Raw genomic sequence first — 21,216 nt, forward strand, 5'->3', positions numbered from 1 at the left:
CCCGAAAGTAACTGCCAGGTCAAGGACCCGCGCAGGAATCGTTCCCGCCCGCCTCAGGCGGCCGAGGCGATGGTGGGCCAGAGCTCCTGGAGCGTACGGACCGTCTCCCGGATCGCCGGGCGCCGCGCCGCGCCGGTCCGCCACATGGCGTGCAGCCGGCGCGTCGGCGTCGGGTCGAGCCGCACCGTCACGACCTCCGGCGGCAGGGTCCCGCGGCCCAGGCGCGGGACGAGGGCGATGCCGAGTCCGGCCGCCACCAAGGCCACCTGCGTGTGGTTCTCCTCCGCCTGATGGACGATCAGCGGCTCGTACCCCGTCGCCCGCAGCGTCCGCGTCAGCCAGTCGTGGCAGACCGTCCCCGGCGGCTGCGAGATCCACCGCTCCGCCGCCAGCTCCTCCCGGCGCACGGACGCCCGCGCCGCCAGCGGATGGTCCCGGTGGACGAGGATGTCGCACAGGTCGTCGCCGATGACCACCTGCTCGACCCCCGGCGGCGTCGGCAGCGGCGCGATGTCCCAGTCGTGCGCCACCGCAAGGTCGATCACGCCCCGCGCCACCAGGTCGACCGAGAGGTGCGGGTCCACCTCCGAGAGGCGGGCGTCGAGGTCCGGGTGGAGCCGGGCGAGCTCGGCGAGCGCCCGGGGCATCAGGCCGCGCGCCGCGCTCGCGAAGCAGGCGATCGTGAGCCGCCCGGCGGGCCGGCCGCGCCGCTCCTCGAGACGTACCTCCGCCTCCTCGACGAGGGCGAGCAACTGCCGTGCCGTGGAGGCGAGTTGATGGGCGTCGTCGGTGAGCCGGACACCGCGCCCGCTGCGTTCGAGCAGGGTCGTACGGGTCTCCCGCTCCAGCTTGGCGATCTGCTGCGAGACCGCGGACGGTGTGTAGCCGAGGGCGGTGGCGGCGGCGCCGACACTGCCGTGGACGGCGACGGCGTGCAGGGCGCGCAGACGGCCGAGATCCAGCACGGGCACCTCCTGTGGGCGTTCCTGGATGTAGCGATGCTTCATCCCACCATGAAGGAACCCGTGCTGGTGCTACACGGTCGGCGGCGGCCATGCTCGATCGCATGCGCCCTGCCCACCTCGCCCTCGCCGCCCTGGTCGCCGCCGTCTGGGGAGTCAACTTCGTCGTCATCGAGATCGGCCTCGGCCACTTCCCGCCGCTGCTCTTCTCCGCTCTCCGCTTCCTCGTCGCCGCCCTCCCGGCGGTGTTCCTCGTCGGCCGCCCGAAGGTCGCCTGGAAGTGGATCGTGGGCGTCGGACTCGTCCTCGGCGTGGCCAAGTTCGGCCTGCTCTTCACCGGCATGGACCTCGGCGCCCCGGCCGGACTCTCCTCCCTCGTCCTCCAGGTCCAGGCCGTCTTCACCGCCCTCTTCGCCTTCGCGGCCCTCGGCGAACGCCCCCGGCGCCTCCAGGTGCTCGGGATGGCGGTGGCCCTCGCCGGCATCGGCGTCGCCGCCGTCGACGAGGGCGGCTCGGGCCCGCTCGCCGGCTTCGCCCTGGTGATCGCCGCGGCGGCCTGCTGGGGCGTCTCCAACGTCCTGACCCGCAAGGCCGCCCCGCCCGACGCCCTCAACTTCATGGTCTGGGTCAGTACGGTGCCGGTCCTGCCGCTCCTCGCCCTCTCCCTCCTCCTGGAGGGCCCCGAGCGCGACCTCGCGGCCCTGCGCGGACTCGACTGGACGGGCGTCGGCGTCATCGCGTACGTCGCCTGGATCACGACCGTCTTCGGCTTCGGCGCCTGGGGCCTGCTCCTCCGCCGCTACCCCGCTTCCTCCGTCGCCCCCTTCTCCCTCCTCGTCCCGGTCTTCGGCATGTCCTCGGCGGCCCTGATCCTGGGCGAACCGGTGAGCCCCCTCCGCTGGTGCGCGGCGGCGCTCCTCGTGGGGGGAGTGGCGCTGACGTCGTTCGCGCCGCGACGGGGCACGGGAGGGGGCCCGGGCCGGAAACCCGTGGCGTCCGACGAGCCCGAGGCCGTATCGTTCCCGCGTCCCACCCGTGAGGAAAGGCCCGTATGACCTTCGAGAACGTCACCGTCGACAGCGTCGAACCCGCCCCCGGAATCGTCCTGTTGGCGGGGATCCCCGGTAGCGGGAAGTCCACGGTCGCGGCGGCGCTCGCGGCGCGGTTCGCGCGCGCCGCGCACATCGAGGTCGACCACCTCCAGGAGCTGATCGTCCAGGGCTGCCACTGGCCGACTCCGGACGGCGACCCGGAGGCGGACCGTCAGATCCTGCTGCGCGCCCGCAACGGCAGCCTGCTCGCGGACAGCTTCGCCGCGGCGGGCTTCCTGCCGGTCCTCGACGACGTGGTCGTACGCCGCTCCCACCTGGACTTCTACCGCGCCCATGCTCAGGCGGTCCCGCTCCACGTGGTGATCCTGGCCCCGGGCCCGGACAAGGCCTGGGAGCGCAACAACGCCCGCCACAAGAAGCTGACGACGAACTGGGCGTTCCTGGACGAGGCCATGCGCGCCGAACTCTCCGGCGAGGGCGTCTGGATCGACAACGCGGACCAGACGGTCGAGGAGACGGTCGACGCGGTCCTCGCGGCGACCGGCCTGGCCGCCCACGCGGACGCGAAGCCGAGCGGCCCGGCCGGCTCGTAGCGACCGCTGACGTCCCCGATCAGTCCCTCGGTCGAGCGCCGAGCCGCGTCGGCTACCCCCGCGGCCCGGCCGGCTCGTAGCGACCGCTGACGTCCCCGATCAGTCCTTCGGTCGAGCGCCGAGCCGCGCCGGCTACCCCCGCGGCCCGGCCGGCTCGTAGCGACCGCTGACGTCCCCGATCAGTCCCTCGGTCGAGCGCCGAGCCGCGCCGGCTACCCCCGCGGCCCGGCCGTCGACCCCCGTACCACCAGCTCCGCCGGCACCGTCTCCACGCCGCCCGCCGGAGGCTCCTCCGCGTTCATGGCCAGGCGGCCCGCGCGGATGCCCGCCTCGTGGAGGGGGAGGCGGACCGTCGTGAGGGACGGGACCGCGTCCACCGAGAACGGGAGGTCGTCGAAGCCCGCGACCGACACGTCGCCGGGGATCGACAGGCCCCGTTCCCGCAGGGCCGCGCAGACGCCGAGCGCCACCGTGTCGTTGGCCGCGACGACCGCCGTGAGGTGCGGGTCCCGGGCGAGGAGTTCCGCCGTCGCCTCGTGACCCGAGCGGCGGTCGTACGGCCCGTGGACCGTCGGGCCCTCGGCCACGCCCGCCGCCGCGAGGGCCTCCCGGTGGCCCTCCAGGCGGTGCCGGGTGGTGGTGCGGTCGGCCGGCCCCGCCACGTAACCGATCCGCCGGTGGCCGAGGTCGAGCAGGTGCTCGGTGAGGCGGCGCCCTCCGGTCCGGTTGTCGAAGACGAGCGCCGCCGTGCCGGCGTCGCCGGGGGTCGGCGGCCGCCCGCACAGCACGACCCGGGTCCCCGCCTCCGCCAGCTTCGTCAGCTTTCCGGCCGTCGCCGCGAGGTGCTCCGGGTCCTCCAGGGAGCCGCCCATGAGGATGACGGCCGCGGCCCGCTGCCGCTGGAGCAGGGTGAGGTAGGTGAGCTCGCGCTCGGGGGAGCCGCCGGTGTTGCAGACGACGGCGAGCTTCTCGCCCCCGCCGCGTCCCGTCGCGCTCTCCCCGATCGCGCTCTGCGCCGCGCTCGCCATGATCCCGAAGAAGGGGTCGGCGATGTCGTTGACCAGCACGCCGACCAGGTCGGACGTGGCGGCGGCGAGGGAGCTCGCGGGGCCGTTGAGGACGTAGTCCAGCTCGTCCACGGCCTGCAGCACCCGTTCCCGGGTCGACGCGGCGACCGGGTAGTTGCCGTTCAGGACGCGGGAGACGGTGGCGGGGGAGACCCGTGCGCGGGCGGCCACGTCCGCCAGGGTGACGGTCATCGCGTGCGTACCTCCAGGGCCCTTGTCGGCGGCGATGTCGGCAGGCTAGCGTCATCTTCGATGGAAAGCGCTTTCTATCGAGATGTCGAGTGAACACCGCGGAGAGGAACCTTTCGTGACACGCAGGACAGTCCGCATCGCCATGAACGGCGTCACCGGGCGCATGGGATACCGCCAGCACCTCGTCCGCTCGATCCTCGCCCTGCGCGAACAGGGCGGCCTCGACCTCGGCAACGGCGAGACCCTCTGGCCCGAGCCCGTCCTCGTCGGCCGCCGCGAGCACGCCCTGCGCACCCTCGCCGAGCGCCACGGCCTCACCGAGTGGTCCACCGACCTCGACGCCGTCCTCGCCGACGACTCCGTCGACGTCTACTTCGACGCCCAGGTCACCTCGGCCCGCGTCGAGGCCCTCACCAAGGCCATCGCCGCCGGAAAGCACGTCTACACCGAGAAGCCCACCGCCGCCGACCTCGCCGGCGCCCTGGAACTCGCCCGCCTCGCCGAGGCGAAGGGCATCAAGCACGGCGTCGTCCAGGACAAGCTCTTCCTCCCCGGCCTGCTCAAGCTCAAGCGCCTCGTCGACGGCGGCTTCTTCGGCGAGATCCTCTCCGTACGCGGCGAGTTCGGCTACTGGGTCTTCGAGGGCGACTGGCAGGACGCGCAGCGCCCCAGCTGGAACTACCGCGCGGAGGACGGCGGCGGCATCGTCGTCGACATGTTCCCGCACTGGGAGTACGTGCTCCACGAGCTCTTCGGCCGCGTCACCGGCGTCACCGCCCACGTCGCCACCCATGTCCCGCAGCGCTGGGACGAGCAGGGCAAGCCGTACGCCGCCACCGCCGACGACGCCGCGTACGGCATCTTCCAGCTGGAGGGCGGCGCCATCGCCCAGATCAACTCCTCCTGGGCCGTACGCGTCCACCGCGACGAGCTGGTGGAGTTCCAGGTCGACGGCACCCACGGCTCCGCCGTCGCCGGGCTCCGAGGCTGCCGCGTCCAGCACCGCTCGGCCACCCCGAAGCCCGTCTGGAACCCCGACATCCCCGCCACCGAGTCCTTCCGCGGGCAGTGGCAGGAGGTCCCCGACAACGCCGAGTTCGACAACGGCTTCAAGGCCCAGTGGGAGCTGTTCCTCCGGCACATCGCGCTCGACGAGCCGTACCACTGGGACCTCCTCGCCGGCGCCCGCGGCGTCCAGCTCGCCGAGCTCGGTCTGCGGTCGGCCGCCGAGGGCCGCCGCCTGGACGTCCCGGAGGTGACCCTGTGACGATCCGGCTCCCTTCCCCGGACGGCTCCACGCGCGCGTACACCCCCCGCACCGAACCGCTCGCGCTCTCCGCGGGCGGCCCCCTGACCTCCCGTACGGTCTTCTCCGCCGCGCACGTCGTCGCCGACCCGTACGCCGACACCACCCCCGACTCCCCGGCCGCCGTCGACTGGGACGCCACCCTCGCCTTCCGCCGCCACCTCTGGTCCCACGGCCTCGGGGTCGCCGAGGCGATGGACACCGCCCAGCGCGGGATGGGCCTCGACTGGGCGGGCGCGGCGGAGCTGATCCGCCGGTCCGCGGCGGAGGCGCACGGCGTGGGCGGCAGCATCGCCTGCGGCGTGGGCACGGACCAGCTGACGGGCCCGGCCGCCCTGCCGGAGATCCGCGCGGCGTACGAGGAACAGCTCGCGGTCGTCGAGGAGTCGGGGGCGCAGGCCATCCTCATGGCCTCCAGGGCCCTCGCCGCCGCGGCGACCGGCCCCGAGGACTACCTCGACCTCTACGGCCACCTGCTCCGCCAGGCGAGCGAGCCGGTGATCCTGCACTGGCTGGGCCCCATGTTCGACCCGGCCCTCGACGGCTACTGGGGATCGCCCGACCTCGACGCGGCGACCGAGACCTTCCTCGACGTGATCAGGGCCCACCCCGACAAGGTCGACGGCATCAAGGTCTCCCTCCTCGACGCCCGGCGCGAGGTCGAGCTGCGCCGCCGCCTCCCGGAGGGCGTCCGCTGCTACACGGGCGACGACTTCCACTACCCGGAGCTGATCGCGGGCGACGAACAGGGCTTCAGCCACGCCCTGCTCGGCATCTTCGACCCGCTGGGCCCGCTGGCGGCGGAGGCGGTGAGGATCCTCGACACGGGTGACGTGGCGGCCTTCCGCAAGACGCTGGACCCCACGGTCGCCCTCTCCCGGCACCTCTTCGAGCCCCCGACCCGCTTCTACAAGACGGGCGTGGTGTTCCTCGCCTGGCTGGCGGGCCACCAGGACCACTTCGCGATGGTCGGCGGTCTGCAGTCCGCCCGCTCGCTGCCGCACCTGGGCCGCGCGTACGAACTCGCCGACGGCCTGGGCCTGTTCCCCGACCCGGCGCGCGCCGCGTCCCGGATGCGCTCGCTCCTCACCGTGTACGGAGTCCCGCGATGAACCTCGACCGCTTCTCCGTCAACCAGATGACCGTGAAGCAGCTGGCCCTGCCCGAACTGGTCCGGCACTGCGTCCGGCTGGGCGTCCCTGGCATCGGGCTCTGGCGCGAACCGGTCCAGGAGTACGGGGTGGAGGCCGCGGCCGACCTGGTGCGGGACGCGGGTCTGACCGTCACCACCCTCTGCCGGGGCGGCTTCTTCACCTCGGACGGCTGGGAACCGGACAACCGCGCGGCGATCGACGAGGCCGTGACGCTCGGCACCGACACCCTGGTCCTGGTCTCCGGCGGCCTCACCCCGGCCTGCCCGGACCTGCCGTCCGCCCGGGCCCGCATCGCCGAGGCGATCGGCACCCTCGCCCCGTACGCGGGGGAGCGGGGCGTCCGCCTGGCGATCGAGCCCCTGCACCCGATGTACGCCTCCGACCGGTGCGCGGTCTCGACGCTCGACCAGGCCCTGGAGATCGCGGAGCGCTTCCCCGCCTCCCAGGTCGGCGTCACGGTCGACACGTACCACCTCTGGTGGGACGACCGGGCTCCGGCGGCGGTGGAACGCGCGGGCGCGGCCGGCCGCATCCACTCCTTCCAGCTCGCCGACTGGACGACCCCCCTCCCGGCCGGCGTCCTCAACGGCCGCGGACAACTGGGCACGGGCGCGATCGACCTCGCGGCCTGGGCGGCCCTGGTGGAGAAGGCCGGCTACACGGGCCCGGTCGAGGTGGAACTCTTCAACGACGACCTGTGGGCAAGGGACGGCGTGGAGCTCCTGGAGGAGACGCTGGAGTCGTTCCGGGCGGTGTGACCGCACGTGGCCTCGTCCACGCCGGCAGCACCCGCTCCGATCTCGGCGTCCCTGGCTCGCTCCGGTCCCCCGGGGCGGGCGTCGTCCACAGTCCCGCCCCCGTTGTCGGTGGGCTTCGCTACGGTCGGTGCATGTCCAACGACGGTCGCGGGCCCGCAGTGCTCGAAGGGGTTCTGGAGCGGATCACCTACGCCAACGAGGAGAGCGGGTACACGGTCGCCCGGGTCGACACCGGGCGGGGTGCCGGCGACCTCCTCACGGTGGTGGGGGCGCTGCTCGGTGCGCAGCCGGGGGAGTCGCTGCGGATGGAGGGGCGCTGGGGCTCCCACCCGCAGTACGGCAAGCAGTTCACCGTCGACAACTACACGACCGTTCTGCCCGCCACCATCCAGGGCATCCGGCGCTATCTCGGCTCCGGGCTCGTCAAGGGCATCGGGCCCGTCTTCGCCGACCGCATCACGCAGCACTTCGGGCTCGACACCCTCGACATCCTCGAAGAGGAGCCCGCGCGGCTGATCGAGGTCCCCGGGCTCGGGCCGAAGCGGACCAGGAACATCACCGCCGCCTGGGAGGAGCAGAAGGCGATCAAGGAGGTGATGGTCTTCCTCCAGGGGGTCGGGGTGTCCACGTCGATCGCCGTGCGGATCTACAAGAAGTACGGGGACGCCTCGATCTCCGTCGTGCGCAACCAGCCCTACCGGCTCGCCGCCGACGTCTGGGGCATCGGCTTCCTCACCGCCGACAGGATCGCCCAGTCCGTCGGCATCCCGCACGACAGCCCCGACCGGGTGAAGGCCGGTCTGCAGTACGCGCTGTCGCAGTCCAGCGACCAGGGGCACTGCTTCCTCCCCGAGGAGCGGCTCATCTCCGATGCCGTGAAGCTCCTCCAGGTCGACACCGGGCTCGTCATCGAGTGTCTCGGCGAGCTCGCCCTCGATCCCGAGGGGGTCGTACGGGAGACCGTGCCCGGGCCCGAAGGCGTGCCCGTCACCGCCGTCTACCTGATCCCCTTCCACCGGGCCGAGCTCTCCCTCGCCGGGCAGCTGCGGCGCCTCCTGCGGACCGAGGAGGACCGGATGCCGGCCTTCCGGGACGTCGCCTGGGACAAGGCCCTGGCCTGGCTCGCGGACCGCACGGGGGCCTCCCTGGCGCCCGAGCAGGAGGAGGCCGTGCGGCTCGCCCTCACCCGGAAGGTCGCCGTGCTCACCGGCGGCCCCGGCTGCGGCAAGTCCTTCACGGTCCGCTCGATCGTGGAGCTGGCCCGCGCCAAGAAGGCCAGGGTCGTGCTCGCCGCGCCCACCGGCCGGGCCGCCAAGCGGCTCGCCGAGCTGACCGGCGCCGAGGCGTCCACCGTGCACCGGCTCCTGGAGCTGAAGCCCGGCGGGGACGCGGCCTACGACCGGGACCGGCCGCTCGACGCGGACCTGATCGTCGTCGACGAGGCCTCCATGCTCGACCTGCTCCTGGCGAACAAGCTGGTCAAGGCGGTGGCACCGGGTGCCCATCTGCTGCTCGTGGGGGACGTCGACCAGCTGCCGTCGGTCGGCGCGGGCGAGGTCCTCGGCGACCTGCTGGCCCCCGGCAGCCCCGTACCGTCCGTGCGGCTGACCCGGATCTTCCGGCAGGCCCAGCAGTCCGGGGTGGTCACCAACGCGCACCGGATCAACGCCGGCACGCCGCCCCTCACCCAGGGCCTCCCCGACTTCTTCCTCTTCGTCGAGGAGGAGACCGAGGACGCCGCACGGGTCGCCGTGGACGTCGCGGCCCGGCGGATTCCGGCCAAGTTCGGCCTCGACCCGCGCCGGGACGTCCAGGTCCTCGCCCCGATGCACCGTGGTCCGGCGGGCGCGGGCTCGCTGAACGGCCTGCTCCAGCAGGCGATCACCCCGGCCCGCCCCGACCTGCCGGAGAAGCGGTTCGGCGGCCGGGTCTTCCGGGTGGGCGACAAGGTGACCCAGATTCGGAACAACTATGAGAAGGGGGCCAACGGGGTCTTCAACGGTACGGTCGGCGTCGTCACGGCACTGGACACCGTCGAGCAGCGGCTGACCGTGCGGACGGACGAGGACGAGGAGGTGCCGTACGACTTCGACGAGCTGGACGAACTCGCCCACGCGTACGCGGTCACCATCCACCGCTCGCAGGGCAGCGAGTATCCGGCGGTGGTGATCCCGGTCACCATGAGCGCCTGGATGATGCTCCAGCGGAACCTGCTCTACACGGCCGTGACCCGGGCCCGGAAGCTGGTCGTCCTGGTCGGCTCCCGCCGGGCGATCGCCCAGGCGGTCCGTACGGTCTCGGCGGGCAGGCGCTTTACCGCACTCGCCCATCGGCTCACAGGGGACGCCCTCGTGTGAAAGATCACGGAGGACTACCGGAACCAGGGCGAAGGGGGCAGGATATGAAGGTTGGCGGCACTGAGTGCCGCCGAATGGCCCAATGAGCGACCCCGAGTGCACTCTCCTGAGCCAAATGGGGGATGGTAGAGACAGTCAGGGCACCTCGAAGAAGAGGCACTACGTCGGTGAGGGATGACGTGAGCGACAACTCTGTAGTACTGCGGTACGCGGACGGTGAATACACCTACCCGGTGGTCGAGAGCACCGTCGGCGACAAGGGCTTCGACATCGGGAAACTCCGAGCCCAGACCGGTCTGGTCACCCTTGACAGCGGATACGGCAACACCGCCGCCTATAAATCCGCCATCACCTACCTCGACGGTGAGCAGGGCATTCTGCGGTACCGCGGCTACCCCATCGAGCAGCTGGCCGAGCGCTCCACCTTCCTTGAGGTGGCGTACCTGCTGATCAACGGTGAGCTGCCCAAGGTCGACGAGCTGTCGACCTTCAAGAACGAGATCACGCAGCACACCCTGGTCCACGAGGACGTCAAGAACTTCTTCCGCGGTTTCCCGCGGGACGCCCACCCGATGGCGATGCTGTCCTCGGTGGTCTCCGCGCTGTCCACCTTCTACCAGGACAGCCACAACCCGTTCGACGAGCAGCAGCGTCACCTCTCCACGATCCGGCTGCTCGCCAAGCTGCCGACGATCGCGGCGTACGCGTACAAGAAGTCGATCGGTCACCCGTTCGTCTACCCGCGCAACGACCTCGGGTACGTCGAGAACTTCCTGCGCATGACCTTCTCGGTCCCGGCGCAGGAGTACGACCTGGACCCGGTCGTCGTCTCCGCGCTCGACAAGCTGCTGATCCTGCACGCGGACCACGAGCAGAACTGTTCGACGTCCACCGTGCGTCTGGTCGGCTCCTCGCAGGCGAACATGTTCGCCTCGATCTCCGCCGGCATCTCGGCCCTGTGGGGCCCCCTGCACGGTGGCGCCAACCAGTCGGTCCTGGAGATGCTGGAGGGCATCCAGGCCAACGGCGGCGATGTCGACTCCTTCATCCGCAAGGTGAAGAACAAGGAGGACGGCGTCCGCCTGATGGGCTTCGGCCACCGGGTGTACAAGTCCTTCGACCCGCGCGCCAAGATCATCAAGGCGGCGGCGCACGATGTCCTCTCGGCCCTCGGCAAGTCCGACGAGCTGCTCGACATCGCGCTCAAGCTGGAGGAGCACGCGCTCTCCGACGAGTACTTCGTCTCGCGCAACCTCTACCCGAACGTGGACTTCTACACGGGTCTGATCTACCGCGCCATGGGCTTCCCGACCGAGATGTTCACGGTCCTCTTCGCCCTCGGCCGCCTTCCGGGCTGGATCGCCCAGTGGCACGAGATGATCAAGGAGCCGGGCTCCCGCATCGGCCGCCCGCGCCAGATCTACACGGGTGAGGTCCTCCGCGACTTCGTCCCGGTCGAGGCCCGCTGACCTCAGCCGCCTCCGCGGTCGCCGCAAGCGAAAAGCGCCCCGCCACCGATCCCCCCACGGGTCGGCGAGCGGGGCGCTTTCCATGTCCCGGTGCGGATTCCCCCCACGGGATCCTGGCCGGGCGTCTGACGCGCGGTCTGCCGGGGGCACGTACGGGAGGGCCGCTCAAAGCTCCCCGGTGCACGTGCCCCGGCCGCGCTTGCCTGGGACGTCCCCCAAGACATCCCATGAACGTCCCCCAAGACGTTCTTGGCATCGCCCACTTAGACTCGCGAACAGCCCAGATGGTTACCCCCCAATATCTGTGATCTAGATCTCTTTGTGAAGGTCCTGTGCGTCACACGTGGGTGAATTCACGTGAACCGCCGCAGGCGAAGGCTGTTGGATACGACGAAGACGGACGAAAAGGCCATGGCCAGGCCCGCGATCATCGGGTTGAGGAGTCCGGCCGCCGCGAGGGGGAGCGCGGCGACGTTGTAGCCGAAGGCCCAGCCGAGGTTTCCCCGGATCGTCGCCAGGGTCCGCCGGGCCAGCCGGATGGCGTCCGCCGCGACCCGCAGGTCGCCCCGGACCAGCGTCAGGTCGCTCGCCTCGATGGCCGCGTCGGTGCCCGTCCCCATCGCCAGCCCGAGGTCGGCCGTCGCGAGCGCGGCGGCGTCGTTCACCCCGTCGCCCACCATCGCGACCGTACGGCCCCCGGCCCGCAGTCGCCGGACCACCTCGGCCTTCTCCTCGGGCAGCACCTCCGCGATCACCTCGTCGATGCCGACCTCGGCCGCCACGGCCTCCGCCACCGCCCGGTGGTCGCCGGTGAGCAGCACCGGCCGCAGCCCCAGGGCGCGCAGCCGGGCGACGGCCTCGGCGCTGGTGTCCTTGACGGTGTCGGCGACGGTCAGGGTGCCCCGGGCCACCCCGTCCCAGGCGACGTGGACGGCGCCGGGCTCCGTGGTGGCGGGCGCCTCGACGCCCTCGGCCTCGAGCAGGGCGGCGCGTCCGACGACGACGAGCCGGCCGTCGACGGAGCCGCGCACGCCGAGGCCGGGGACGTTCTCGAAGGTCTTCGGGGTGGGGAGCTCCCCGCAGCGCTCGGCGGCTCCGGCGGCGATCGCGCGGGCGACCGGGTGCTCGGAGGAGTGCTCCAGGGCGCCGGCGAGCCGCAGCAGCTCGGTCTCGTCGGCGGAGTCGGTGCCGTACCGCCCGCCGTGCACATGGACGCCGGTCAGCCGCATGCGGCCGGTGGTGACGGTGCCCGTCTTGTCGAGGACGACCGTGTCGACCTTGCGGGTGGACTCCAGGACCTCGGGGCCCTTGATGAGGATGCCGAGCTGGGCGCCGCGGCCGGTGCCGACCATGAGGGCGGTCGGGGTGGCCAGGCCGAGGGCGCAGGGGCAGGCGATGATCAGGACGGCGACGGCGGCGGTGAAGGCCGCGGTGACGTCGTCCGTCACGAGGAGCCAGGTGACGAGGGTGGCGAGGGCGAGGAGGATCACGACCGGCACGAAGACGGCGGAGATCCGGTCGGCGAGCCGCTGCACCTCGGCCTTGCCGCTCTGGGCGTCCTCGACGAGCTTCGCGATCCGGGCGAGCTGGGTGTCGGAGCCGACGCGGGTGGCCTCGACGACGAGGCGGCCCGAGACGTTGACGCAGCCGCCGGTGACGGCGGAGCCGGGGGTGACGTCCAGGGGCAGCGACTCGCCGGTGAGCAGGGAGGCGTCGACGGCGGAGGCGCCCTCGGTGACGGTGCCGTCGGTGGCGATCTTCTCGCCGGGGCGCACGACGAAGAGGTCGCCCGTGCGCAGCTCGTCGACCGGGATCCGTACCTCTCCGCCTCCCTTGAGCACCGCCACGTCCTTGGCGCCGAGCTCCATCAGGGCCCGCAGCGCGGTGCCCGCCTTCCGCTTGGCGCGGGCCTCCAGGTAGCGGCCGAGGAGGATGAAGGTGACGACGCCGGCGGCGACCTCCAGGTAGATGGAGGAGGAGGCGTGGGCGCGGTCGGCGGTGAGGTCGAAGCCGTGCCGCATGCCGGGCATGCCGGCGTCGCCGAGGAAGAGGGCCCACAGGGACCAGCCGTAGGCGGCGAGGGTGCCGACCGAGACGAGGGTGTCCATGGTGGCGGCGCCGTGCCGGAGGTTGGTCCAGGCGGCCCGGTGGAAGGGCAGCCCGCCCCAGACGACGACGGGGGAGGCGAGGGTGAGCGAGAGCCACTGCCAGTTGTCGAACTGGAGCGAGGGGACCATGGCGAGCAGGACCACGGGCGCCGAGAGGAGCGCGGAGACGGTGAGCCGCTGCCGGAGGGAGGCGAGCTCGGGGTCCGCCGGCTCCTCCCCCTGCTCCTCCACCGGCGGCAGGGGCACGTCGGCGGTGTAGCCGGTCTTCACGACGGTGGCGATCAGCTCGTCGACGGCGACGTCCGGCGCGTGTTCGACATGCGCCTTCTCCGTGGCGTAGTTGACCGTGGCGGTGACGCCGTCCATCCGGTTGAGCTTCTTCTCGATCCGGGCGGCGCAGGAGGCGCAGGTCATCCCGCCGATCGTCAGCTCGGTGACGGTGGTGCTTGGCATGTGCGGTTCCAAAGGGGAGCAGGGCCGTACCAGTAACGGTACGACCCTGCGACGTCTGTTCCGAGAGGGGTCAGACCAGCTCGTAGCCGGCCTCGTCCACGGCGGCGGCGACGTCCGCGCGGTCGAGGGGGGCGTCGGAGACGACGGTGACCTCGCCGGTCTTGGCGACGGCCGTGACCGAGGAGACGCCGGCGATCGCGGAGATCTCACTGGAGACAGCGCCCTCGCAGTGGCCGCAGGTCATGCCCTTGACCTGGTAGACGGTGGTGAGTTCGGTCTTCGTCTCTGCGGACATGGCGCTCTCCTCCTGGGGATTCAGGGTCTTACGATACCGAGACTATACCCCTGGGGGGTATAAATCCAGTCGCCCCCGGTCGCGGTGCGGCCCGGCATCCCGTCGGGGCCTATGGTAAATACCCGATATGTCGCATTCGGGGAGCACGCTCGTCCTGATCATGGCGATCGCCGTCCTGGCGCCGCTGCTGGCCTACTGGGTGGGGCGCAGGCTCCCCGTCCCCCTCGTCATCTTCGAGATCCTGCTCGGCATCCTCATCGGCCCCGACGTCCTGGGCTGGGCGCACACCGACGCGCTGATCGACGGGCTCTCGCAGCTCGGCCTCACCATGCTGATCTTCCTCGCCGGGTACGAGATCGAGTTCGGCAAGGTCCGCGGCGACACCCTCAGGCGCTCCGTATGGGCCTGGGTGATCGCCCTCGGCGTCGGGCTCGGCGCCGGCGTCCTGCTCGGCGGCGGCTACACCAAGGGCGTCTTCATCGGCGTCGCCCTGACCAGCACCGCGCTCGGCACCGTCCTGCCGGTGCTGCGGGACGCCGGCGACCTCCACGGGCGGTTCGGCTCGGTCGTCATGGCCTTCGGCGCGGTCGGCGAGTTCGGCCCGATCATCGCGATGGCGCTGCTGCTCAGCGGGCGGGGCGCCGCCGAGTCCACGGCCCTCCTCGCCGTCTTCGCCGCACTCACCGCCGGGGCCGTCCTCTGGGCGCTGCGGCCCCGCCCGCCGTGGTTCTCGACGGTCATCGCCAAGACCCTGCACAGCAGCGGCCAGTTCGCCGTCCGCTTCGTCTTCCTGCTGCTCGCCCTGATGCTCGGGGCGTCCACGGCGCTCGGACTCGACGTACTGCTCGGCGCCTTCGCGGCCGGACTCATCACCCGGCTCGTCCTGACCGGGGCCGCGCCCGAATCCGGGCCGCAGATCCTGGAGAAGGTCGAGGGCGTCGGCTTCGGCTTCCTCGTCCCGGTCTTCTTCGTCGTCACCGGCATCGAGTTCGACCTCGACTCGCTCCTCGACGGGGGCAGGACCCTGCTCCTGCTGCCGGTCTTCCTGCTGCTCTTCCTGGTCGTGCGGGGCGGGCCGATCTGGTTCCTCGCCCCGCGCGACCTCGACCGCGGGGACCGGGGCGGGCTCGTCCTGTACGGCTCCACCGCGCTGCCGCTCGTCGTCGCGATCACCACCATCGGCGTGGACGACAAGGAGATGACGGCCGGTGAGGCGGCGGCGCTCGTCGGGGCCGGGATGCTCTCCGTCCTCGTCTTCCCGCTGCTCGCCCTGAAGCTGCGGGCGCGGGCGGGAGCGGAGGAGAGGGTGCGGTCCTCGGAGTCGGTCGGCGGTTCGGAGTCGTGGTGACCGGCCCCGGGGGTCGGCGGTTCGGAGTCGTGGTGACCGGCTCCCGGGGTCGGCAGGGCGGAGTCGTCGTGGTGACCGGCTCCCGGGGTCGGCAGGGCGGAGTCGTCGTGGTGACCGGCCCCCGGGGTCAGTGGTGCGGAGGTGTGGTGACCGGCCCCCGGGGTCAGTGGTGCGGAGGTGTGGTGACCGGCCCCCGGGGTCAGTGGTGCGGAGGTGTGACCGGCTCTCCGGTCAGCGGGGAGAGGTAGCGGAGGAGGACGGTCTTCAGCTCGGCGATCGTCGCGTCGCGCTCGGCGCCCTCCGGGGCGGCCAGGACGAGCCCCAGGCCGCCCTTGAAGATCGCGAAGGTCATGTCGGCGATCCGGGCGCGCTCCTCGGGTGACAGCTCGGGCGCGTAGTGCGCGATCACGTCCCGTACCGAGGTCAGCAGACTGGCGTGCAGGGCGTCGTGCTCCTCGGCGATCCGGCCGGGCACCTCGGAGCCGTGCATCAGGGCGAGGAAGACGGGGTGCTCGCAGTTGAACGCGATCATCGGGTCGACGACGACGTCCAGGAGTTCCGGCAGCGGCAGGGTGAGGTTCGACGGGGTGAACGCCTGGCCGTGGGCCTCCCGCATCTCGTTCAGGAGGCGCTCGCCGAGCTCGATCGCGATGGCCTCCTTGTTCGGGAAGTACTGGTAGAGCGTGCCGGGCGAGACGCTCGCCTCCCGGGCGATCGCGTTGGTGCTGGTCGCCGTGTACCCGTACGCGCAGAAGACGTTGGCGGCGGCCTGGAGCAGCTGCGCGATGCGGCGCTCGCCGCGGGCCTGACGACGGCGCGGCTTCGGTTCTTCGGACACGTCTTCGGACATGGCTGTCCCCAGGTCTCCTCAACACGTTTGACAAACACGAGAGGTCGCTCGCATTCTTGGGGAATGCGAGTGATCACTCGTGTTTGCCAGTCTATGGCAATGGGCGGCCCCTGCGACCTGCCGGGAAGCGCGTGCGGGGGCCACGGTGAAGGGGACACCGCGTCATGTCCGAAGTCAAGAAAGCACCTGCCGGCGGCGGGAGCGGCGGGGGATGGACGCGGTTCGTGACCGCGAGGCCGCGCCTCACCCTCCTGGTGGCCCTCGTGCTCACCGCCCTCGCCGTCCTCGCGGGCGGCGGCGTCGCCGACCGCATGGGCAGCGGCGGCTGGGAGGATCCGGCCGCCGAGTCCACGTACGCCACCGAAGCCCTGGAGCACCGGTTCCCGGGCTCCCAGCCGAACGTGCTGCTGCTCGTCGACGCGGGGGACGCGGGGGTCGACACCCCCGCCGTCGCCGCCGAGGCCCGCAAGCTCGCCGAGCGGCTCGACGCCGAGCCGGGCGTCGACGGCGTCGGCTCCTACTGGTCCACCGGCTCGCCCGCCCTGCGCTCCGAGGACGGACACCAGGCGGTGATCGCCGCCCGGATCGCCGGCGAGGAGAAGGACGCCGCCGCCGTCCTCGACCGGATCGCCCCCGCGTACCGGGGCACCCACGGCCCCGTCGAGGTCTCCCTCGGCGGCGGGCTCGCCGTCCGGCACGAGATGCAGACGGTCATCCAGGAGGACCTGCTGCGGGCCGAGCTCATCGCCCTGCCCCTCACCCTCGTCCTGCTCGTCATGGTCTTCGGCAGCGCCGTCGCCGCCCTGCTGCCGCTCGGCGTCGGCATCGTCGCCATCCTCGGCACCAACGCCGTCCTGCGCGGCATCACCGAGTTCACCGACGTCTCCGTCTTCGCGCAGAACCTGACGACCGCGCTGGGCCTCGGACTCGCCATCGACTACGCCCTGTTCGTCGTCCGCCGCTACCGCGAGGAGCTCGCGGCCGGCGCCGACACGTACACCGCCGTCCGCGTGACGCTGCGCACGGCCGGACGGACCGTGCTCTTCTCCGCCCTGACCGTCGCCGTCTCGCTCGCCGCGATGCTGGTCTTCCCGCAGTACTTCCTGCGCTCCTTCGCGTACGCCGGGATCGCCGTCGTCCTGCTCGCCGCCACCGCCGCGCTCGCCCTGCTCCCGGCGGCCCTCGTGCTGCTCGGCGACCGGGTCAACGCCCTCGACCTCCGGCGCCTGCTCCGGCGCGGCGGGAAGCCCGCGCAGGACACCGCGGGCAGCGGCCGGGACGAGGCCACCGACGCCGCCGGTGCCGGGTGGGGGCGGGCCGCCGCCCTCGTGATGCGACGGGCGCCCGTCTTCGCCGTCGTCACCACCGCCGGACTCGTCCTCCTCGGACTGCCCTTCCTCGGCGTCACGTTCGGCACCGCCGACGACCGCCAGCTCCCCGTCACCGCCTCCTCCCGGGTCGTCCAGGACCAGCTGCGGGACGGCTTCCCCGGAAACCCGGGCGGCGGCATCACCGTCCTCGCCGAAGGCACCGCCACCCCCGCGCAGTACGCCGACTACCGCGAGCGGATCGCCGCGCTCGACGGCGTCGGACGGGCCGAGGGGCCCGTCACCACCGGCGGCGGCTCCGCCTACTTCACCGTGGTGCCCGAGGGCGAGACCGTCGGCGCCGGCGCCCAACGGGTCGTCGGGGAACTGCGCGCCGCCGAGGCCCCGTTCGCGACCTCCGTCACCGGGCCGGCCGCCGTCCTCGTCGACTCCAAGGACGCCATCGCCGAGCGACTGCCCTGGGCGGCCGGGATCATCGTCCTCGTCACCCTGCTCCTCGTCTTCCTGCTCACCGGAAGCGTCGTCGTCCCGGTCCAGGCCGTCCTCCTCAACGCCCTCAGCCTCACGGCCATGTTCGGCGCCGTCGTCTGGGTCTTCCAGGAGGGACACCTCGCCGGACTCCTCGGCTTCACCTCCACCGGCGACATCGAGACCACCCTGCCCGTCCTCATGTTCTGCGTGGCCTTCGGACTCTCCATGGACTACGGGGTGTTCCTGCTCTCCCGCATCAAGGAGGAGTACGACGCCACCGGCGACCACGAGCACTCCGTCCGCTTCGGACTGCGCCACACCGGCGGCCTGATCACGGCCGCCGCCGTGATCCTCGCCGTCGTCATGGTCGCCATCGGCACCTCCCGCGTCACCAACACCAAGATGCTCGGACTCGGCGTCGCGCTCGCCGTCCTCATGGACGCGATGGTGGTCCGCAGCCTCCTCGTCCCCTCCGTGATGAAGCTGACCGGCCGCCTCACCTGGTGGGCCCCGGGCCCGCTGCGCCGCTTCCACGACCGCTTCGGCGTCAGCGAGTCGGACGGGCACAACCTTTCGCCGGCCCCGGATGTCGAAGAGGTGTCCGGGAGGTGGAGGGAAACCACCTCGCTGCGCGGTTGAGAAGCATTCCTGGGGGGATTCGTGGCACGCACACGTACGGCTCTGGTCCTGGCGACGGTGCTCGTCGCCGGAATCGCCCCCCAGGCCCTGGGCGGACCGGCGGCGGCCGCGCCCGCCGCCGCCCCGGCCCCGGTGACCGGGGCGGCCGGGGCGGCCGAGGTCGGGACGGTCGTCCAGGAGGGCGGCCGTCTCACGGTCCCGGCGGGCACGGAGGGGCCGGTGACGCTGCGGCTCACGGTCACGCTGCCGGCCGGGGTCACCGGACCGGTTGGGGCCGAACTCGCCCTCCCGGTGACGGCGTTCCCGCCGGCTGGCCCCAGCCCGCTCCGGCTGGCCGGGGCGCTGACGTCCACCTGCGCGGTGAACGGCGGGGCGTTCGCGCCCTGCGCCTGGGACTCGCCCTGGATGGACGGCGAGGACTATCCGCACCCGGTACGGCTCAAGCTGCCCGTCACGGAAGCCGCACCCACCCTCACCTACGCGGTCACGATCGACACGTCGTCGGACCAGGCGTGGGTCGGTTCCCTGGACGCGCCCGTGGAACTCACCGATGCCACGGGCGCCGTGGTCGCCCTGGGCACCGCCGGACTCGACTTCGTCCTCGGCACCTCCGAGCCGAACCACCTCGGCGCCCTGCACGCCCGGGACAAGAACGGAGTGCTCTGGCGGTACGAGGGCACGAGCCGGCCCGAAACGCCGTTCAAGCCGCGCAGAAAGGTCGGCGGCGGCTGGAACGTCTACACCGCGGTCGTCCCGGTCTCCACCCCGATGTCGAACGGCACCGGCGACCTGGTCGCCCGCGACAGGGCCGGTGTCCTCTGGTACTACAAGGGGACCGGCAACCCGGCCGCCCCCTTCGCGCCGCGCACGAGGGTCGGCGCCGGCTGGAACGTCTACACGGCCTTCGCCGGCCGCGGGAACGGCACGCTTGTCGCCCGCGACAGCAACGGTGTCCTGTGGGACTACGAGCGCAACTTCGGCTCCTCCACGGCCCCGTTCCGCCCGCGGCTCCGGGTCGGCGCCGGCTGGAACGTCTACAACGCCCTCGCGGGATACGGCGGCGGGCCCCTGGCCCGGGACACCGGCGGCGTGCTGTGGAAGTACGGCGAGACCGGCTCCATGGGCGACCCCGAGGGCTACCCCTTCCGGGCGCGGCTGCGGGTCGGCGCCGGCTGGAACGCGTACACCGCCTTCGCCGGCACCGGCGACCTCGGCCGCCGCAGCTACCCGGACGTCGTCGCCCGGGACAGGACCGGCCACCTCTGGCTCTACCAGGGCGTCATCAAGAACGGCGCCCTCGTGCCCGGCCCGACCCGCACATCGGTCGGGTCCGGCTGGAACATCTACGACCTGATCTTCTGAGGAGTTCTGCATGGCACGTACGCGCACGGCGCTGGCCCTGGCGGCGGTCCTCTTCGCCGGGGTCGCCCCGGCGGCGCTCGCGGGAGCGGCCGCGGCCGCCCCGGCGGCCCCCGTGGTCGCCGCCGAGGTGGGGACGGTCGTCCAGGAAGGGGGCCGGCTGACGGTTCCGGCGGGCGGCGAGGGCCCGGTGACGCTGCGGCTCAAGGCCACACTGCCGGCCGGGGTCACCGGACCGGTGAACGCGGACATCGGTCTGCCCGTCCTGAACTACCCGCCCGGCGGCCCCAATCCGATCCGGCTGGCCTCCGCCCTGCGGTCCACCTGCGCGGTCGACGGCGGGGCGTTCGCGCCCTGCTCGTGGGACGCCCCGTGGGTCGACGGCATCGACTACCCGTACTCGGTGCGGCTCAGGCTCCCGGCCGCCCGGGCGGCGACCACGCTCACCTACGCGGTCACGATCGACACCTCCTCGCACCAGAGCTGGGTCGGCTCCCTCGACGCGCCCGTCACGCTGCGGGACTCCGCGGGTGCCGTCGTCGCCCAGGGCGAGGCCGGGCTCGACTTCGTCGCCGGGGTCCTGCCGGACCCCGAGTCCATGGGCGCCATCCATGCCCGGGACACGGCCGGCGTGCTCTGGCGGTACGAGGGCATGGGCCGCGTCGACAGGCCGTTCAAGCCGCGCAAGAAGGTCGGTGCCGGCTGGAACATCTACACCGCGATCGTTCCGCTCGGCGGAACCACTGCGAGCGGGCACGGCGACCTCGTGGCCCGGGACAAGGCCGGAGTCCTCTGGTACTACAAGGGCACCGGCAACCCCGACGCCCCCTTCGCGCCCCGGGTCCGCCTCGGCGGCGGCTGGAACATCTACACGGCCCTCGCCGTGAGCCCCCGGGGAGAGCTCGTGGGCCGGGACAAGGCCGGTGTCCTCTGGTTCCACGCCTGGAACCGGGAGAGCGAGCCCTTCGCCGTCGATTCCCGCCTGCGGGAAGGGGCGGGGTGGAGCATCTACACCACCCTGAGCCGGTTCGGCTGGGGCGCCCTCGCCCGCGACACGAGCGGCGTGCTGTGGAAGTACGACGGCACCGTCGGCGAGCCCAGGCGGATCTACGAGCCGCGCGTACGGGTGGGCGCCGGCTGGAACGCGTACTCCTCGATCACCACCATGCCGGACGTCATCGGGGACGGGGAGCCGGACCTCGTCGCCCGCGACCGGACGGGCAAGCTCTGGCTCTACCAGAGCGTGTTCAAGAACGGCGTACAGGTGCCCTCGTCGACCCGCACCCCGGTCGGCCTCGGCTGGAACATCTACGACCTGATCTTCTGAGCGAACTTTCTCGGACGGGCGTGCAACCGTTCGCATCCCGACAGAGTCCAACAGGTGTCAGGCAAGTGACAGAAGGTCATGACCCTGACCCATGTGCTGAGTTGAAGCGATATTCCGGGGGGAATTTC

The 21,216-nt window shown here is 72.3% G+C and carries 16 protein-coding genes; 11 read left to right on the forward strand and 5 right to left on the reverse strand.

Annotated elements, in window-relative coordinates; all coding sequences use genetic code 11:
- Window positions 1-53: 53 nt before the first annotated feature.
- Window positions 54-965, reverse strand: coding sequence for a LysR substrate-binding domain-containing protein (locus ACF07V_RS13110; protein WP_392154192.1), 912 nt, complete (start codon window positions 963-965; stop codon window positions 54-56).
- 101 nt (window positions 966-1,066) lie between these two features.
- Here ACF07V_RS13110 and ACF07V_RS13115 point away from each other — a divergent pair, with 101 nt between their 5' ends.
- Window positions 1,067-2,017: an EamA family transporter gene (locus ACF07V_RS13115; protein ID WP_392153762.1), complete on the forward strand. Its 951-nt coding sequence runs from the start codon at window positions 1,067-1,069 to the stop codon at window positions 2,015-2,017.
- Window positions 2,014-2,607 (forward strand): AAA family ATPase, encoded by a 594-nt coding sequence (locus tag ACF07V_RS13120; RefSeq protein WP_392153764.1) that lies wholly within the window; start codon window positions 2,014-2,016, stop codon window positions 2,605-2,607. Before ACF07V_RS13115 ends, ACF07V_RS13120 begins: the two co-directional genes overlap by 4 nt.
- Window positions 2,608-2,819: 212 nt before the next feature.
- Here ACF07V_RS13120 and ACF07V_RS13125 read toward each other — a convergent pair whose 3' ends face one another.
- On the reverse strand, window positions 2,820-3,866 hold the full coding sequence (locus ACF07V_RS13125; RefSeq protein ID WP_392153766.1) for a LacI family DNA-binding transcriptional regulator: 1,047 nt from the start codon (window positions 3,864-3,866) through the stop codon (window positions 2,820-2,822).
- A gap of 115 nt (window positions 3,867-3,981) precedes the next feature.
- On the opposite strand from ACF07V_RS13125, the gene ACF07V_RS13130 reads away from it, so the two are divergent.
- The 5 genes from ACF07V_RS13130 to ACF07V_RS13150 all read left to right on the forward strand — a co-directional run bounded on the left by ACF07V_RS13130 (window position 3,982) and on the right by ACF07V_RS13150 (window position 10,910).
- Window positions 3,982-5,133 carry a Gfo/Idh/MocA family protein gene (locus tag ACF07V_RS13130; RefSeq protein ID WP_392153768.1) on the forward strand — a complete coding sequence of 384 codons (1,152 nt, stop codon included), beginning with the start codon at window positions 3,982-3,984 and terminating at the stop codon, window positions 5,131-5,133.
- The gene (locus ACF07V_RS13135) at window positions 5,130-6,284 is read left to right on the forward strand and encodes a dihydrodipicolinate synthase family protein (RefSeq protein ID WP_392153769.1); all 1,155 of its coding nucleotides are present in this window, start codon (window positions 5,130-5,132) and stop codon (window positions 6,282-6,284) included. Before ACF07V_RS13130 ends, ACF07V_RS13135 begins: the two co-directional genes overlap by 4 nt.
- Window positions 6,281-7,084: a sugar phosphate isomerase/epimerase family protein gene (locus ACF07V_RS13140; protein ID WP_392153770.1), complete on the forward strand. Its 804-nt coding sequence runs from the start codon at window positions 6,281-6,283 to the stop codon at window positions 7,082-7,084. Before ACF07V_RS13135 ends, ACF07V_RS13140 begins: the two co-directional genes overlap by 4 nt.
- A 131-nt stretch (window positions 7,085-7,215) precedes the next feature.
- Window positions 7,216-9,441, forward strand: a complete 2,226-nt coding sequence (locus ACF07V_RS13145) for an ATP-dependent RecD-like DNA helicase (protein ID WP_392153772.1) — start codon at window positions 7,216-7,218, stop codon at window positions 9,439-9,441.
- Between the two features lie 179 nt (window positions 9,442-9,620).
- Complete coding sequence (locus ACF07V_RS13150) at window positions 9,621-10,910, forward strand: citrate synthase (RefSeq protein ID WP_030685223.1); 1,290 nt, start codon at window positions 9,621-9,623, stop codon at window positions 10,908-10,910.
- 353 nt (window positions 10,911-11,263) lie between these two features.
- Here the strand turns inward: ACF07V_RS13150 and ACF07V_RS13155 are convergent, their stop codons facing one another.
- Window positions 11,264-13,471 carry a heavy metal translocating P-type ATPase gene (locus ACF07V_RS13155; RefSeq protein WP_392153773.1) on the reverse strand — a complete coding sequence of 736 codons (2,208 nt, stop codon included), beginning with the start codon at window positions 13,469-13,471 and terminating at the stop codon, window positions 11,264-11,266.
- Between the two features lie 70 nt (window positions 13,472-13,541).
- Window positions 13,542-13,766: a heavy-metal-associated domain-containing protein gene (locus ACF07V_RS13160; protein ID WP_392153775.1), complete on the reverse strand. Its 225-nt coding sequence runs from the start codon at window positions 13,764-13,766 to the stop codon at window positions 13,542-13,544.
- 127 nt (window positions 13,767-13,893) lie between these two features.
- On the opposite strand from ACF07V_RS13160, the gene ACF07V_RS13165 reads away from it, so the two are divergent.
- Complete coding sequence (locus tag ACF07V_RS13165; RefSeq protein WP_392153776.1) at window positions 13,894-15,114, forward strand: cation:proton antiporter; 1,221 nt, start codon at window positions 13,894-13,896, stop codon at window positions 15,112-15,114.
- Window positions 15,115-15,313: 199 nt separating this feature from the next.
- Here ACF07V_RS13165 and ACF07V_RS13170 read toward each other — a convergent pair whose 3' ends face one another.
- A complete protein-coding gene (locus ACF07V_RS13170; RefSeq protein ID WP_392153777.1) occupies window positions 15,314-15,964 on the reverse strand; it encodes a TetR/AcrR family transcriptional regulator in 651 nt (216 codons plus the stop codon).
- A gap of 164 nt (window positions 15,965-16,128) precedes the next feature.
- Between ACF07V_RS13170 and ACF07V_RS13175 the strand changes: the two genes are divergently transcribed.
- Genes ACF07V_RS13175 through ACF07V_RS13185 form a run of 3 tightly spaced genes read left to right on the forward strand, consistent with a single transcriptional unit; the run spans window position 16,129 to window position 21,088 of the window.
- Entirely contained in the window at window positions 16,129-18,402 is a 2,274-nt protein-coding gene (locus ACF07V_RS13175) for an MMPL family transporter (protein WP_392153779.1), read from the forward strand.
- Between the two features lie 21 nt (window positions 18,403-18,423).
- Window positions 18,424-19,764 (forward strand): hypothetical protein, encoded by a 1,341-nt coding sequence (locus ACF07V_RS13180; protein WP_392153780.1) that lies wholly within the window; start codon window positions 18,424-18,426, stop codon window positions 19,762-19,764.
- Between the two features lie 10 nt (window positions 19,765-19,774).
- Window positions 19,775-21,088, forward strand: a complete 1,314-nt coding sequence (locus ACF07V_RS13185; RefSeq protein ID WP_392153782.1) for a hypothetical protein — start codon at window positions 19,775-19,777, stop codon at window positions 21,086-21,088.
- The last annotated feature ends 128 nt before the right edge of the window (window positions 21,089-21,216 follow it).

Origin of the sequence: Streptomyces sp. NPDC015661 (assembly GCF_043077765.1) — a bacterium.
Classification (GTDB): domain Bacteria; phylum Actinomycetota; class Actinomycetes; order Streptomycetales; family Streptomycetaceae; genus Streptomyces.